Here is a 15,076-nt window from a genome sequence, read left to right on the forward strand (position 1 = left end):
TTTAGAACATCATCGTTAGCAATGGATCGCCTGTTCTTTAACCAAAAGGTCAGTTTAAAAAACAGGCACTCGATTAAACCCTTACTTTTTACGACCGGTAATGCGGCACCACTCTTCTTTTTCGACCACCGGGTCGAGTGTAAAGAGGTCGGTATAAGCTTCGCAGACGCTTTCTGCCTGGCTGGCAAGGATACCGGAAAGCCCCAGCAGGCCGCCCTCAACGGGCAGGACGCTGATTAACGGTGCCAGCTCGCGTAACGGGCCGGCCAGGATGTTGGCGACCACCACATCGGCTTTCATCACCGCAGGCTGGTCATTCGGCAGATACAGCTCAAGACGGTCGGAGACGCCGTTGCGCTGCGCGTTATCGCGGCTGGCCTGGATGGCCTGCGGATCGATGTCGATCCCGATCGCTTTTGCCGCACCGAGCTTCAAAGCAGCGATGGCGAGGATCCCGGACCCACAGCCAAAGTCGATCACTGTTTTACCGTCCAGATCCAGACCATCCAGCCACTGCAGGCACAGGGAGGTGGTCGGGTGGGTGCCGGTCCCGAACGCCAGGCCCGGATCGAGCATCACGTTGACGGCATTTTCATCCGGCACGTCGCGCCAGCTCGGGCAGATCCACAGACGCTTGCCGAACTGCATGGGGTGGAAGTTATCCATCCACTCGCGTTCCCAGTCCTTGTCTTCCAGCTGCTCAATTTTGTGCGCAAAACCGGCGCCCAGCAGCGGATGATTCTCCAGAATTGCGACCACCTCGGCCATATCGGTTTCGGCATCAAACAGGCCGATGACATCGGTGTCGCCCCACAGGCGGGTTTCACCCGGCAGCGGTTCAAACACCGGGGTGTCATGCGTATCCTGGAAGGTGACAGAGACCGCACCGGCCTCTACCAGGGCATCACTCAGCGCTTCGGCATTCGCGCCGGTCGTATTCAGTTTTAGTTGGATCCACGGCATGGCAAAACTCTTTATTTATCAGTAGAAATGACGGCAGGTTGCGGGGCAGATTGACCGAAACGGTTCCCCACCACAAACGCCAGCAAACTTAGCAGTAGCGAGGGCACAATCGGATGGAAGCCCAGGTACTGAATATTAAAGGAGGCGAGCACGGCATAGAGCACGCCACCGACGATCATTGCGCTCAGGGCGCCCGCCGCGTTGGCGCGCTCCCAGTACAGGCCCAGCACCAGCGGCCAGAGGAATACCGCTTCCAGGCCACCAAACGCCAGCAGGTTCAGCCAGATGATCATCTCAGGCGGCTTCCACGCGGCCAGCAACAGTAACGCCCCCAGCACCAGCGTGATCACAGCCGACATCTGCTTCAGAAGTCGCTCATTGTTCATCTGCGCCGGATGCATGTTCAGGTAGAGATCTTTAATGATCGTAGCGGAACTTTGCAGCAGCTGGGCGTTAATTGTCGACATGATCGCTGCCATTGGCGCAGCAAGGAAGATCCCGGCCGCAAACGGCGGCAGAACTTTTACCATCAGGGTCGGGATCACCAGGTCCGGCACGGTTAAGTCCGGGATCACCGCCCGGCCAAGCGCCCCGGCAAGGTGCATGCCGAGCATCAGGATCGCCACGACGATGGTGCCGATAATAATTCCCCGGTGCACCGCCTTGCTGTCTTTATAGGAGATGCAGCGCACGGCCGTATGCGGCAGGCCAATCACCCCGAAGCAGACCAGCACCCAGAAGGAGGTCATAAAGGTGGGGGAGAGGATGTCATCCGCACCCTGAGGCGATACCAGCTTCGGATCGATGGTCTGCAGGGTTTCCACTGCATGGGTTAAACCACCCGCCGCATGCACCACGCCCACCAGCAGCACAATGGTACCAATCAGCATCACCATGCCCTGCATGGTGTCGTTGAGCACGCTGGCGCGGAATCCACCAAAGGCGGTGTAGAGCGCGATACTGATACCAAAAATCAGCAGGCCCGTTTCGTAAGGGATCCCGGCGGCGGTCTCAAGCAAGCGCGCACCACCGATAAACTGCACGGTCATGGCACCGATAAAGGCCACCAGCAGGCTCAGGCTGGCCAGCCAGACCAGCAGGCGGCTCTGATAGCGGGCAAACAGCATATCGTTGAGGGTCACGGCATTGTAGCGGCGCGCCAGAATCGCGAATTTTTTCCCGAGAATACCCAGCGAGAGCCAGATGGCAGGCAGCTGGATCATTGCCAGCAGTACCCAGCCCAGCCCGTATTTATAGGCTGCACCCGGGCCGCCTATAAAGGAGCTGGCGCTGATATAGGTGGCGGTCAGGGTCATCGCCAGCACAATACCGCCCATCGAGCGGCTACCGAGGAAATACTCGTTCAGGAAAGTGCCCGTTGTCCGTTTGCGCATGGCGTAAACGGACAGGCCAAAAACAACAAACAGATACGCGACGAGGGGCAGGATCACTTCAAGCTGCATTATCGTCATCCTCCAGCGGAATATCGCGATAGATAAATTTCACCATCGCCCAGCAGAGCAGAATAAACACCAGCGGGAGCAGCAGGCAGGCCATCTCAAACCAGTGCGGCAGACCGGTAATGCCAATGGCAGAATCAGGTATGTAAGCAGTTACTAACCACGCGGCGAGATAGAGAAGGGTTAACCACAGCGCCCAGCGCGCTTCTTTGTGGGCCTGAACAAAACGCTTGTCCATTTTTTGTCCCTTGTGGAAAAAGAAAGCGGGGATTGTACCTTATGGGGCTTCGCAATCCCCAGAAATAAAAAAGGCCGGATTAACCGGCCTTTTGCTGCTTATAAATGCTTATTTTTCATTGAGACCGAGTTTTTTCTCCAGATAGTGGATGTTGGTGCCACCATGCTGGAAGTTCTCGTCGCTCATAATACGCATCTGCAGATCAACGTTGGTTTTAATGCCGTCGATGATCAGCTCCTGCAGGGCGTTCTTCATGCGGGAAATCGCCACATCGCGGGATTCGCCGTAGCAGATCAGCTTGCCGATCATGGAGTCATAGTACGGCGGTACGGTGTAACCGGCGTAAATATGGGACTCCCAGCGCACACCAAAGCCACCCGGCGCATGGAAACGCGTGATTTTACCCGGGCTCGGCAGGAAGGTGTTCGGGTCTTCGGCGTTGATACGGCATTCCACCGCATGGCCTTTAACCACCACTTCTTCCTGCTTGATGGACAGCGGTTGACCCGCCGCGATACGCAGCTGCTCTTTGATCAGGTCAACGCCGGTGATCATTTCGGTAACCGGGTGTTCAACCTGAATACGGGTGTTCATCTCGATGAAGTAGAACTCGCCGTTTTCGAACAGGAACTCAAACGTACCCGCCCCGCGATAACCGATATCGACACAGGCTTTAGAGCAACGCTCGCCGATGTAGCGACGCAGTTCCGGAGTGATACCCGGTGCTGGTGCCTCTTCGACCACTTTCTGGTGACGACGCTGCATGGAGCAGTCACGTTCTGCCAGATAGATTGCGTTACCCTGACCGTCAGCCAGCACCTGAATTTCGATGTGGCGTGGGTTTTCCAGGTATTTTTCCATGTACACCATGTCATTGCTGAAAGCTGCTTTTGCTTCCGCTTTGGTCATGGAGATGGATTGAGCCAGTTCAGCATCGCTGCGCACAACGCGCATACCGCGACCGCCGCCGCCGCCGGACGCCTTGATGATAACCGGGTAGCCAATGCGTTTCGCATGAGCACGGTTAGCATCCATGTCGTCGGTCAGAGGACCGTCGGAGCCCGGTACGGTTGGAACACCGGCTTTTTTCATCGCGGTGATCGCAGACACTTTGTCGCCCATCAGGCGGATGGTGTCAGCTTTCGGGCCGATGAAGATAAAGCCAGAGCGTTCTACCTGTTCAGCAAAGTTGGCGTTCTCAGAGAGGAAGCCATAACCCGGGTGAATCGCCACCGCGCCAGTGATTTCAGCGGCGCTGATGATAGCCGGGATGTTCAGATAACTTTTGACGGACGGAGCCGGGCCGATACAGACCGTCTCATCCGCCAGTAATACGTGTTTCAGATCGCGGTCCGCGCTTGAGTGCACAGCGACAGTCTTAATGCCCAGCTCTTTACAGGCACGAAGAATACGCAGTGCGATCTCGCCGCGGTTGGCGATAACAATTTTATCCAGCATGTTCGCCTCGTTACTCGATGACGACCAGCGGCTCGTCAAATTCAACCGGCTGACCACTTTCGACCAGAATCGCTTTCACAGTACCTGACTTGTCAGCTTCGATCTGGTTCATCATTTTCATGGCTTCAACGATGCACAGGGTATCGCCCGCGTTAACTTTCTGGCCCACTTCGATGAACGCTTTAGCGTCCGGGCTCGGGGTGCGGTAGAAAGTACCAACCATTGGGGAACGTACGATGTGACCACTGATTTCCGCTGCTGCTGGCGCTTCCATTGCTGGAGTCGTCGCCGGCGCGACAGCGTTAGACAGAGCTGGCTGCTGCATCATTGGTGCAGCATAAGCCTGTTGCATAACCGGGTAGCCTGCGTTTGGCGCGGCACGGCTGATGCGTACAGACTCTTCGCCTTCAGAAATTTCCAGTTCGGAGATGCCTGATTCTTCAACCAGCTCGATCAGTTTTTTAATCTTACGAATATCCATGAGTGGGTTCCGTACTCTTTGTTTAGTGTGATTGTGACAGGCGTTTTACCGCTGTCTGTAAAGCGAATGAATAACCGTCAGCCCCCAGTCCACAGATGACGCCAGTGGCGATATCTGACAGGTAGGAGTGGTGGCGGAACGGCTCCCGCGCATGCACGTTGCTGAGGTGGATCTCGATAAACGGGATGCTCACTGCCAACAGCGCGTCACGAATAGCAACACTGGTGTGCGTAAACGCGGCCGGATTAATCAGGATATAGTCCGTGGTGTCTTTAGCCTGATGAATGCGGTCGATGAGTGCGTACTCCGCGTTAGACTGAAAATGGTCAAGTTCCACATTGAGTGCCGCCGCTTCGTTACCCAAACGATTAACAATTTCGGTTAACGTCAGCGTGCCGTACTTCTCGGGTTCACGGGTGCCGAGCATATTCAGGTTCGGTCCGTTCAAAACTAAGATGTGAAACTTGTCAGCCATTGTGCCGCTATCTCCTGCGATTCTCCGGTAAAAAACAAAATATACCTTCGATGCGCGATTGTCACCCTTTCTGGCTATGAAAAACCCATCGGGGAAACCAAAGTCGCACATTATAACGATTTCGTAGCATTTGGCAGCTAAATACTGGTCTTATCAGGGAAGATTATCAACAGCATTCGGATAAACGCCCGGGAAGGGTAAGCGTTCTGCGGGGATCTGCACACTTTCGCCCATTATCGCCACCACTGACGAAACTTCTTATATCGCCATGCCAGAAGCACTATTGCCAGCCCGGCATAGATGATCGGCTGCGGTGAGAGAATTTTCACTGACCAAAGGTAGTGGATAGGGGCGAGGATCGCGACAAGATAGACAAAATTATGCAGAAGTTGCCAGCGCCTTCCCAGTTTTCGCTGAGCGGACTGGGTAGAGGTGAGGGTCAACGCGAGTAAAATCACCCAGCTGATAATCCCCAAGGTTAAGTAAGGGCGGGTAACCAGTTCGCTTCCCAGCAGGGCCAGATTGTTAATGCCCAGCTCCAGAAACGCATAGCTGGTGAGATGCAGCGTCGCCCAGGCGAAACACCATAGCCCAAGCAGGCGGCGGGTACGGATCAATAAAGGCTGTTTTGCGTAGCGCGCCAGGGGCGAAACCAGCAGAGTCGCCAGTAAAAACTTCAGCGCGGTGCGGCCGGTGAAGTGCTGAATATCTTTAGCCGGATCGGCACTCAGGCCGCCGTGGTTGATGGCCCAGAATAGCCATATAAAAGGAAGCAACCCTGCAAGATGCAGGGCGACTTTCAGCCAGGTAATCTGTTTTGCCGTCAGACGCACTTAGAAAAACTCCCGTAAGTCGAGGCCGCGGTAGAGCGATGCGACCTGGTCGGCATAGCCGTTGAACAGCAGCGTCGGCTGACGTTTAACGTCCAGCGCCCCACCTGAGCCAATAAACCGCTCAGTCGCCTGCGACCAGCGCGGGTGATCGACGTGCGGGTTTACGTTAGCGTAAAAACCGTACTCATCCGGTGCGGCAAGGTTCCAGGTGGTAGGAGGGCGTTCACGGGTCAGCTTGATGCTGACGATCGATTTGATGCCCTTAAAGCCATATTTCCACGGCACGGTCAGGCGGATGGGTGCACCATTTTGCGGCGGCAGCGCTTTGCCGTACACGCCAACGGTGAGCAGCGTCAGCGGGTGCATGGCTTCGTCAATGCGCAATCCCTCCACGTACGGATAGTCGAGCCCACCGCCAATAAACCGGTCTTTCTGGCCGGGCATGATCTCCGGTGCGTAAAGGGTCTGGAAGGAGACATACTTCGCGTCGCTGGTGGGCTCCACCATCGCCAGCAGCTTATGCAGCGGAAAACCGATCCACGGCACCACCATCGACCAGGCCTCGACGCAACGCATGCGGTAGATTCGCTCTTCCAGCGGGAAGCGGGTGGTCAAATCGTTGTAATCGAGGGTCAGCGGTTTTGCCACTTCGCCGTCGATGGTCAGCGTCCAGGGATCGGTCTTCAGGCTGCCGGCATTGGCTGCCGGATCGGCTTTATCCAGGCCGAACTCGTAGAAGTTGTTATAGCCTGTCACTTTCTCTTCGGGGGTTTTGGCGAGCGTGCTCTGCCACTGGGCGGGTTGGGTAAAAGTAAGCGGCTTCCCGGGGGGCGCTTTAGGACGATCGTTACCCTTAAACCAGTCCAGCAGATCGGCCTGGGCGAGGGGAGATAGCGTCAGCGCACCGGCACCGATCCCCAGCATTTTCAGGATCTGGCGGCGCTTCAGCATAAAAACGGATTCCGCGGTGATATCGGCTTCCGTCAGGGGTTTCACTTTCATGGCATCCTCCGTCATGCGTTTTTCTAAGCATGACGGAGGAGCAGGGTTAAAGCGAATATGTCACGAAAATTTGAAGATTACGCCAGCTTCACCAGGGTACGGCCCTGGATCTGATTATTGATGATCTTCGCGGCATACTCCGGGGCCTGCTCAAGGCTAATCTGGGTGGCGCTTTGATCATAGAAGGAGGCCGGCAGGTCGCGAACCAGTCGTTCCCAGGCCTGGGCCCGGCGCTCTGGCGGGGTCATCACGGAATCGACGCCCTGCAGACGAACATTACGCAGAATAAACGGCATTACCGTGGTTGGCAGGGCAAAACCGCCCGCCAGGCCGCAGGCCGCCACGCAGCCGCCGTAGTTCATCTGCGCCAGCAGTTTCGCCAGCACTTTGTCTCCGACGGTATCGACGGCACCGGCCCAGATTTGTTTCTCCAGCGGACGGGTCTCAGCGAACTCGTCGCGGCCCAATATGCGGCTGGCACCGAGGCTACGCAGATAGTCATGGGTACTTTCACGCCCGGAGACTGCCGCCACCTGATAGCCCAGCTTATGCAACAGGGCGACCGCGGTGCTGCCGACGCCGCCGCTGGCGCCCGTCACCACTACCTCACCGGACTGCGGCGTAACGCCAGCCTCTTCCAGCGCCATCACGCACAGCATGGCGGTAAAGCCGGCGGTGCCGATGATCATCGCTTTACGACCATCGAGCCCGTCCGGCATCGGCACCAGCCAGTCGCCATTGACGCGTGCCTGCGCGGCCAGCCCGCCCCAGTGATTCTCGCCCACGCCCCAGCCGGTCAATAGCACCTGTTGGCCGACATGGAAACGCGGATCTTCGCTGGCGTGTACGCGGCCCGCAAAGTCGATACCTGGAACCATTGGGAAATTACGCACGATCTTGCCGGTGCCCGTAATGGCGAGCGCGTCTTTGTAATTCAGACTGGACCAGTCGATATCAACGGTCACGGCCCCTTCCGGCAGGCGGCTCTCGTCGATAGATTGCACTGATGCAAGAGTTTTGCCTTCCTGCTGTTCTAAGATCAAAGCCTGCATACGAATTCCTTACTCAGCATGATGATTGGAAAAAAATTTTTGAAGACTATACTCGCTCATTGACATGCAATGCCGATTTAACGCAATAAATTGCCAGATACACCGGATTTGGTAGTATGCCGATGCCGTATTGCGAGTTAGTGCTCACTTGCTATCCTCATCAACTCACGGAGTAATCTCAAGGATGCGATTATCGACGAAGTTCTCCGCTTTTATTGCCTTGCTAACCGGGTTGACGATCTTTGTCACCCTGATTGGCTGCTCGCTCAGTTTTTATAATGCGATCCAGGGAAAGCTGGTGAACCGCGTCCATTCCGTGGCGTCGGTAATTGATTCCCGCCTTGTCAGTACGCCCTTTCCGGAACTGTCTCGGCAACTGGATGAGCTGATGGCTCCGGTTGATATCACGCGTGTAGAGATTACCCAGGGCGGAAAAACCCTCTTCAGCCACAGCGGGCAAAAGGGTTATCGACCGGCCGGTGCGCCACCCCAGCATCTCGAACTGACCGTCTCCTCCCTGAAAAATCCCGGGATGACCATAAGCCTGGCCTATCTGGATCCCATGGACAGTTATTATCGCTCACTGATGACTACCGCGCCCCTGACGGTGGCGGTGATCTTCGTGGTGGTGCTGATCTTTCTGGCGGTGCGCTGGCTGCGTCGCCAGCTCTCGGGGCAGGAGCTGCTGGAGTCGCGTTCGGTACGGATCCTCAACGGTGAACGTGGGCCTCAGGTGCGCGGCTCCGTCTATGAATGGCCGTCCCGCACCAGCAGCGCGCTGGACGTTCTGCTGTCCGAAATTCAGTTTGCCAGCGACCAGCGCAGCCGGATAGATACGCTGATCCGCTCCTATGCCGCCCAGGACAACAAAACCGGCCTCAATAACCGTCTTTTCTTTGATAATCAGCTGGCTACCCTGCTGGAAGATACCGAGAAAGTGGGATCGCACGGGGTGGTGATGCTTGTCCGTCTGCCGGACTTCGATCTGCTAAAGGACAACTGGGGACGGGCGGTGGCGGAGGAGCATCTGTTTATGCTCATCAACATGCTCTCCACCTTTATGATGCGCTATCCCGGCGCACTGCTGGCGCGCTATCACCGCAGTGATTACGCCGTGCTGCTGCCGCATCGCTCCCTGAAAGAGTCAGAGAGCATTGCCAGCCTGCTGTTAAAGTCGGTGGATGCGCTACCCCCCAGCAAAATGCTCGATCGTGATGATATGGTGCATATTGGCATTTGCGCCTGGCGCGGCGGCCAGACCACCGAGCAGGTGATGGAGCACGCCGAAGCCGCTACCCGCAATGCCGTGCTGCAGGGGGCTAATGGCTGGGCGATTTATGATGACTCCTTGCCAGAGAAAGGGCGCGGCAACGTGCGCTGGCGCACCCTGATTGAGCAGATGCTCACCCGCGGCGGGCCGCGGATCTATCAAAAACCGTCGGTGCTGGTTAACGGCCAGGTTCACCATCGGGAGCTGCTGTGCCGCATCTTTGACGGCAATGAAGAGGTGGTCTCGGCGGAGTATCTGCCAATGGTGCTGCAGTTTGGCCTGTCGGAAGAGTACGACCGCCAGCAAATCTCCCGATTGATGCCATTCTTATCCTACTGGCCTGAAGAGCATCTGGCGCTGCAGGTGACGGTGGAGTCGCTGATCCGCCCGCGTTTCCAGCGCTGGCTACGCGATGTGCTGATGCAATGTGAAAAATCGCAGCGTAAACGCATTATTTTTGAACTTGCAGAGGCGGATGTTTGTCAACACATCAGTCGGTTACAGCCGGTGGTTCGTTTGATCAATGCGCTGGGGGCTCGTGTGGCGGTGACGCAGGCGGGTCTGACGCTGGTCAGCACCAGCTGGATCAAGGCGCTGGAGGTAGAGCTGTTGAAGCTACATCCGGGGCTGGTAAGGAATATCGAAAAACGTACGGAAAACCAGCTGCTGGTGCAGAGTCTGGTTGAAGCCTGCAAGGGAACGCAAACCCATGTTTTTGCCACAGGCGTGAGGTCCCGAACCGAATGGCAGACGTTGACAGAGCGCGGAGTTACAGGGGGTCAAGGCGATTTTTTTGCGGCCTCTCAGCCCCTTGACAGCAATGTGAAAAAATATTCGCAAAGATACTCTGTTTAACCTGCCGTTTGGTAAGTTTTCACGTAGAATATCGCGCCTGTAGCGTGATGTATGACGCACAACACGACAGTAAACGACCTTTATCGGGTTACAAATGAACGTGAGGAACGCTGTTTTTTCTCAGCCCTGAGGGAGTCAGGCGACGATTTGTAACAAAGGAAGCGTGCTGCACAAATTTTCACCGTAGCAGGCGATTTTTGCGCCTTGTCGCTGCTGCGTGTGGTTGGTAAAGTAAGCGGATTTTGTTTTCCGCCCCAGCTTTCAGGATTATCCCTTAGTATGTTGAAAAAATTTCGTGGCATGTTTTCCAATGACCTGTCCATTGACCTGGGTACCGCGAATACCCTCATTTATGTAAAAGGACAAGGCATCGTACTGAATGAGCCTTCAGTTGTGGCCATTCGTCAGGATCGTGCTGGTTCACCGAAAAGCGTAGCGGCCGTCGGCCATGACGCTAAGCAGATGCTTGGTCGTACGCCGGGTAATATCGCTGCCATTCGTCCGATGAAAGACGGCGTTATCGCTGACTTCTTCGTGACCGAGAAAATGCTTCAGCACTTTATCAAACAGGTGCACAGCAACAGCTTTATGCGTCCGAGCCCACGTGTTCTGGTGTGTGTGCCGGTTGGCGCTACCCAGGTTGAACGTCGTGCTATTCGTGAATCCGCTCAGGGCGCTGGTGCGCGTGAAGTCTTCCTGATTGAAGAGCCAATGGCTGCCGCCATCGGTGCCGGCCTGCCGGTTTCCGAAGCGACCGGCTCCATGGTGGTGGATATCGGTGGCGGTACCACTGAAGTGGCCGTTATCTCCCTGAATGGTGTGGTTTACTCCTCTTCCGTACGTATTGGTGGTGACCGCTTCGACGAAGCCATCATTAATTATGTTCGCCGTAACTACGGCTCTCTGATCGGTGAAGCCACCGCAGAGCGTATTAAGCACGAAATCGGTTCTGCTTACCCGGGTGACGAAGTGCGCGAGATCGAAGTGCGCGGCCGTAACCTGGCAGAAGGCGTTCCACGTGGCTTTACCCTGAACTCCAACGAAATCCTCGAAGCGCTGCAAGAGCCGTTGACCGGCATTGTAAGCGCCGTCATGGTTGCCCTCGAGCAGTGCCCGCCGGAACTGGCTTCCGATATCTCCGAGCGCGGTATGGTTCTGACCGGTGGTGGTGCGCTGCTGCGTAACCTCGACCGCCTGTTGATGGAAGAGACAGGTATTCCTGTCGTAGTTGCTGAAGATCCACTGACTTGCGTAGCCCGTGGCGGCGGCAAGGCGCTGGAAATGATCGACATGCACGGCGGCGACTTGTTCAGCGAAGAGTAGTCAGGTGTGAAAGGGTAGCGGATGGCTACCCTTTCTCTCTGACGCGAGAGTACGCATAGCCTATGAAGCCAATTTTTAGCCGTGGCCCGTCGCTACAGTTTCGCCTGATCCTTGGGGTGTTGGTAGCGCTTGGTGTCATTATTGCCGATAGCCGCCTCGGTACGTTCAGCCAGATCCGAACGTACATGGATACCGCCGTCAGTCCTTTCTACTTTGTATCAAATGGTCCCCGTGAACTGCTCGACAGCGTCTCGCAAACCCTGTCCTCACGCGATCAACTCGAACTTGAAAACCGCGCGTTACGCCAGGAACTGCTGCTGAAAAACAGCGAAATACTGATGCTGGGCCAGTACAAGCAGGAGAACGCCCGTCTGCGTGAACTGCTGGGCTCCCCGCTGCGTCAGGATGAGCAGAAGATGGTGACCCAGGTTATCTCCACCGTTAACGATCCCTACAGCGATCAGGTGGTGATCGACAAGGGCAGCGTCAATGGCGTGTACGAAGGCCAGCCGGTGATCAGCGATAAAGGCGTTGTCGGCCAGGTGGTCGCGGTCGCCAAGCTGACCAGCCGCGTGCTGCTGATTTGCGATGCCACCCATGCGCTGCCGATCCAGGTGCTGCGTAACGATATCCGCGTGATTGCGGCCGGTAACGGCTGTACGGACGATCTGCAGCTGGAACATCTGCCGGCGAATACCGATATTCGCGTAGGCGATGTGCTGGTGACGTCAGGTCTGGGCGGTCGTTTCCCGGAAGGGTATCCGGTTGGAGTGGTCTCCTCCGTGAAGCTGGACACTCAGCGCGCCTACACCGTGATTCAGGCTCGTCCAACGGCGGGTCTGCAGCGTCTGCGCTATCTGTTGCTGTTGTGGGGCGCCGACCGTAACGGGACTAACCCGATGACCCCGGAAGATGTGCATCGCGTGGCGAATGAACGTCTGATGCAGATGATGCCGCAGGTTCTGCCTGCGCCAAACTCAATGGGGCCGCCTGCGCCAGTGCCTGCGCCGGCAACCGGGCTGACCCAGCCGCTACCTGATGCGCCACCGCCACCGCAACTCTCCCCGGGAGGGCAATAGTGGCAAGCTACCGTAGCCAGGGACGCTGGGTTATCTGGCTCTCGTTTTTGATCGCGCTGTTACTGCAAGTGATGCCCTGGCCGGACGACATTCTCGTTTTCCGGCCAAACTGGGTGCTGCTGATTCTGCTCTACTGGATCCTCGCTCTGCCGCACCGCGTAAATGTGGGCACAGGTTTTGTGATGGGTGCCATACTGGATCTGATTAGTGGCTCAACGCTTGGCGTACGCGCCCTATCCATGAGTATCATCGCATACCTGGTCGCTCTGAAATTCCAGCTCTTTCGTAATCTGGCGCTCTGGCAACAGGCGCTGGTGGTGATGTTGTTATCCATGGCCGCGGATATCATTGTTTTCTGGGCAGAGTTTTTAGTGATCAACGTCTCTTTCCGTCCGGAAGTGTTCTGGAGTAGTGTAGTTAACGGTGTGCTCTGGCCATGGTTGTTCCTGCTGATGCGTAAGGTTCGCCAGCAATTTGCCGTGCAATAAAAGGTTTCTATGACGTCTTTGTATCTCGCTTCCGGCTCCCCGCGCCGTCAGGAACTCCTGACGCAGTTAGGGGTATCTTTTGAACGCATCGTCACCGGCATTGAAGAGCAACGTGCCGAGGGTGAAAGCGCACAACAGTATGTTTCCCGTCTGGCACGGGAGAAAGCGCAGGCCGGCGTGGCGCAGGTGCCGCGTGATTTACCGGTGCTGGGTGCAGATACTATCGTGATCCTCAATGGTGAAGTCCTCGAGAAACCGCACGACGATGAGCATGCGTTTATGATGCTGCGCAAATTGTCCGGCCATACGCATCAGGTCATGACCGCGGTTGCGCTGGCAGACCGCCAACACGTGCTCGATTGCCTGGTGGTCACCGATGTCACGTTCAGAGTACTCACAGAAGAAGAGATCGCCGGTTATATCGCCAGCGGTGAACCTATGGATAAAGCAGGTGCATACGGTATTCAAGGGTTGGGTGGCTGTTTTGTCAGGAAGATCAATGGCAGCTATCACGCCGTAGTCGGCTTACCGCTGGTGGAAACGTATGAGTTGCTGAGCAATTTTAACTCACTGCGTGAGGGAAGGGATAATTATGACGGCTGAATTGTTGGTAAACGTAACGCCCTCGGAAACCCGTGTGGCCTATATCGATGGCGGAATTCTCCAGGAAATTCACATCGAGCGTGAAGCGCGGCGCGGAATAGTAGGCAATATCTACAAAGGTCGTGTCAGTCGTGTCCTGCCGGGTATGCAGGCGGCATTTGTAGATATTGGCCTCGATAAAGCGGCATTCCTGCATGCCTCCGACATCATGCCGCACACCGAATGCGTGGCGGGTGAAGAGCAAAAACAGTTTACCGTTCGTGATATCTCCGAGCTGGTGCGTCAGGGCCAGGATCTGATGGTGCAGGTGGTGAAAGATCCGCTGGGCACCAAAGGCGCGCGACTGACTACCGACATCACCTTACCTTCCCGTTATCTGGTCTTTATGCCTGGCGCATCGCACGTTGGCGTCTCCCAGCGTATCGAGAGCGAAAGCGAGCGCGAGCGCCTGAAAAAGGTGGTGGGCGCGTACTGCGATGAGCAGGGCGGATTCATTATTCGCACCGCCGCAGAGGGGATCAGCGAAGAGGATCTGGCTTCGGATGCTGCCTACCTGAAACGCGTCTGGACCAAAGTGATGGAGCGTAAAAAACGCAACCAGACCCGCTATCAGCTGTACGGAGAGCTGGCACTGGCCCAGCGCGTTCTGCGCGACTTCGCCGATGCCCAGCTGGACCGCATCCGCGTCGACTCCCGTCTGACCTATGACGCGCTGCTCGAGTTTACCGCGGAGTACATCCCGGAAATGCCGGGCCTGCTTGAGCACTACACCGGCAAGCAGCCCATCTTTGATCTGTTCGATGTTGAAAATGAAATCCAGCGCGCGCTGGAGCGTAAGGTTGAGCTCAAGTCCGGCGGCTATCTGATTATCGACCAGACCGAAGCGATGACCACCGTGGATATCAACACCGGGGCGTTTGTCGGTCACCGCAATCTGGACGACACCATTTTCAACACCAACATCGAAGCGACGCAGGCCATTGCGCGTCAGCTTCGTCTGCGCAATCTGGGTGGCATCATCATCATCGACTTTATCGATATGAGTAATGAAGACCACCGCCGCCGCGTGCTGCACTCCCTGGAGCAGGCGCTGAGTAAAGATCGCGTGAAAACCAGCATCAACGGCTTCTCCCAGCTGGGCCTGGTTGAGATGACCCGCAAGCGCACCCGTGAAAGCGTTGAGCATGTGCTGTGCAACGAGTGCCCGACCTGCCATGGCCGCGGCACGGTGAAATCGGTAGAGACTGTCTGCTACGAGATCATGCGTGAGATCGTTCGCGTGCATCACGCCTACGACTCCGACCGCTTCCTGGTCTATGCTTCTCCTTCGGTGGCGGAAGCCCTGAAAGGGGAAGAGTCCCACGCGCTGGCAGAAGTGGAAATCTTTGTCGGCAAACAGGTAAAAGTGCAGATAGAGCCGCTCTATAACCCGGAGCAGTTTGACGTGGTGATGATGTAATCCGCAGGTACTGCGAGACAAGAACGGCTGACAAGGA

15 protein-coding genes are annotated in these 15,076 nt (G+C 56.2%); 6 read left to right on the plus strand and 9 right to left on the minus strand.

Going from position 1 to position 15,076, the window contains the following annotated elements; translation table 11 throughout:
- Window positions 1-81: 81 nt before the first annotated feature.
- From prmA to acuI, 9 genes are all read right to left on the minus strand, one after another.
- Window positions 82-963: a 50S ribosomal protein L11 methyltransferase gene (gene prmA / locus M8318_RS00640; RefSeq protein ID WP_261644888.1), complete on the minus strand. Its 882-nt coding sequence runs from the start codon at window positions 961-963 to the stop codon at window positions 82-84.
- Window positions 964-974: 11 nt separating this feature from the next.
- Window positions 975-2,426, minus strand: a complete 1,452-nt coding sequence (gene panF, locus M8318_RS00645) for a sodium/pantothenate symporter (protein WP_262660631.1) — start codon at window positions 2,424-2,426, stop codon at window positions 975-977.
- On the minus strand, window positions 2,416-2,661 hold the full coding sequence (locus M8318_RS00650; RefSeq protein WP_106994881.1) for a YhdT family protein: 246 nt from the start codon (window positions 2,659-2,661) through the stop codon (window positions 2,416-2,418). The genes panF and M8318_RS00650 overlap by 11 nt, the downstream gene beginning before the upstream one ends.
- Before the next feature lie 108 nt (window positions 2,662-2,769).
- Complete coding sequence (gene accC, locus M8318_RS00655; RefSeq protein ID WP_106994880.1) at window positions 2,770-4,119, minus strand: acetyl-CoA carboxylase biotin carboxylase subunit; 1,350 nt, start codon at window positions 4,117-4,119, stop codon at window positions 2,770-2,772.
- 10 nt (window positions 4,120-4,129) lie between these two features.
- The gene (gene accB / locus M8318_RS00660) at window positions 4,130-4,600 is read right to left on the minus strand and encodes an acetyl-CoA carboxylase biotin carboxyl carrier protein (RefSeq protein WP_106994879.1); all 471 of its coding nucleotides are present in this window, start codon (window positions 4,598-4,600) and stop codon (window positions 4,130-4,132) included.
- A 22-nt stretch (window positions 4,601-4,622) separates the two neighbouring features.
- A complete protein-coding gene (gene aroQ / locus M8318_RS00665) occupies window positions 4,623-5,075 on the minus strand; it encodes a type II 3-dehydroquinate dehydratase (RefSeq protein WP_262660633.1) in 453 nt (150 codons plus the stop codon).
- 233 nt (window positions 5,076-5,308) lie between these two features.
- Window positions 5,309-5,908 (minus strand): protein-methionine-sulfoxide reductase heme-binding subunit MsrQ, encoded by a 600-nt coding sequence (gene msrQ, locus M8318_RS00670; RefSeq protein WP_262660635.1) that lies wholly within the window; start codon window positions 5,906-5,908, stop codon window positions 5,309-5,311.
- Window positions 5,909-6,910, minus strand: coding sequence for a protein-methionine-sulfoxide reductase catalytic subunit MsrP (gene msrP / locus M8318_RS00675; RefSeq protein WP_262660636.1), 1,002 nt, complete (start codon window positions 6,908-6,910; stop codon window positions 5,909-5,911).
- Between the two features lie 77 nt (window positions 6,911-6,987).
- Window positions 6,988-7,962: an acrylyl-CoA reductase (NADPH) gene (acuI, locus tag M8318_RS00680; protein ID WP_262660638.1), complete on the minus strand. Its 975-nt coding sequence runs from the start codon at window positions 7,960-7,962 to the stop codon at window positions 6,988-6,990.
- Window positions 7,963-8,146: 184 nt separating this feature from the next.
- Here acuI and csrD point away from each other — a divergent pair, with 184 nt between their 5' ends.
- The 6 genes from csrD to rng all read left to right on the plus strand — a co-directional run bounded on the left by csrD (window position 8,147) and on the right by rng (window position 15,039).
- Window positions 8,147-10,087, plus strand: a complete 1,941-nt coding sequence (gene csrD / locus M8318_RS00685; RefSeq protein WP_225760102.1) for an RNase E specificity factor CsrD — start codon at window positions 8,147-8,149, stop codon at window positions 10,085-10,087.
- A 279-nt stretch (window positions 10,088-10,366) separates the two neighbouring features.
- Complete coding sequence (mreB, locus tag M8318_RS00690) at window positions 10,367-11,410, plus strand: rod shape-determining protein MreB (protein ID WP_000913396.1); 1,044 nt, start codon at window positions 10,367-10,369, stop codon at window positions 11,408-11,410.
- A gap of 62 nt (window positions 11,411-11,472) precedes the next feature.
- Entirely contained in the window at window positions 11,473-12,489 is a 1,017-nt protein-coding gene (gene mreC / locus M8318_RS00695) for a rod shape-determining protein MreC (protein WP_106994872.1), read from the plus strand.
- Complete coding sequence (mreD, locus tag M8318_RS00700) at window positions 12,489-12,977, plus strand: rod shape-determining protein MreD (RefSeq protein ID WP_032614566.1); 489 nt, start codon at window positions 12,489-12,491, stop codon at window positions 12,975-12,977. The genes mreC and mreD overlap by 1 nt, the downstream gene beginning before the upstream one ends.
- A 9-nt stretch (window positions 12,978-12,986) precedes the next feature.
- Window positions 12,987-13,580: a Maf family protein gene (locus M8318_RS00705; RefSeq protein ID WP_262660641.1), complete on the plus strand. Its 594-nt coding sequence runs from the start codon at window positions 12,987-12,989 to the stop codon at window positions 13,578-13,580.
- Window positions 13,570-15,039, plus strand: a complete 1,470-nt coding sequence (gene rng, locus M8318_RS00710; protein WP_106994870.1) for a ribonuclease G — start codon at window positions 13,570-13,572, stop codon at window positions 15,037-15,039. The genes M8318_RS00705 and rng overlap by 11 nt, the downstream gene beginning before the upstream one ends.
- Window positions 15,040-15,076 lie beyond the last annotated feature (37 nt).

The sequence above is a fragment of the Leclercia tamurae genome, assembly GCF_025566055.1.
GTDB lineage: Bacteria > Pseudomonadota > Gammaproteobacteria > Enterobacterales > Enterobacteriaceae > Enterobacter > Enterobacter tamurae.

Excerpts from the sequence above, each read along its gene's own strand:
- prmA (WP_261644888.1), bottom strand. The coding sequence starts at position 963 with ATGCCGTGGATCCAACTAAAACTGAATACGACCGGCGCGAATGCCGAA.
- panF (WP_262660631.1), bottom strand. The coding sequence starts at position 2,426 with ATGCAGCTTGAAGTGATCCTGCCCCTCGTCGCGTATCTGTTTGTTGTT.
- M8318_RS00650 (WP_106994881.1), bottom strand. The coding sequence starts at position 2,661 with ATGGACAAGCGTTTTGTTCAGGCCCACAAAGAAGCGCGCTGGGCGCTG.
- accC (WP_106994880.1), bottom strand. The coding sequence starts at position 4,119 with ATGCTGGATAAAATTGTTATCGCCAACCGCGGCGAGATCGCACTGCGT.
- accB (WP_106994879.1), bottom strand. The coding sequence starts at position 4,600 with ATGGATATTCGTAAGATTAAAAAACTGATCGAGCTGGTTGAAGAATCA.
- aroQ (WP_262660633.1), bottom strand. The coding sequence starts at position 5,075 with ATGGCTGACAAGTTTCACATCTTAGTTTTGAACGGACCGAACCTGAAT.
- msrP (WP_262660636.1), bottom strand. The coding sequence starts at position 6,910 with ATGAAAGTGAAACCCCTGACGGAAGCCGATATCACCGCGGAATCCGTT.
- acuI (WP_262660638.1), bottom strand. The coding sequence starts at position 7,962 with ATGCAGGCTTTGATCTTAGAACAGCAGGAAGGCAAAACTCTTGCATCA.
- csrD (WP_225760102.1), top strand. The coding sequence starts at position 8,147 with ATGCGATTATCGACGAAGTTCTCCGCTTTTATTGCCTTGCTAACCGGG.
- mreB (WP_000913396.1), top strand. The coding sequence starts at position 10,367 with ATGTTGAAAAAATTTCGTGGCATGTTTTCCAATGACCTGTCCATTGAC.
- mreC (WP_106994872.1), top strand. The coding sequence starts at position 11,473 with ATGAAGCCAATTTTTAGCCGTGGCCCGTCGCTACAGTTTCGCCTGATC.
- M8318_RS00705 (WP_262660641.1), top strand. The coding sequence starts at position 12,987 with ATGACGTCTTTGTATCTCGCTTCCGGCTCCCCGCGCCGTCAGGAACTC.
- rng (WP_106994870.1), top strand. The coding sequence starts at position 13,570 with ATGACGGCTGAATTGTTGGTAAACGTAACGCCCTCGGAAACCCGTGTG.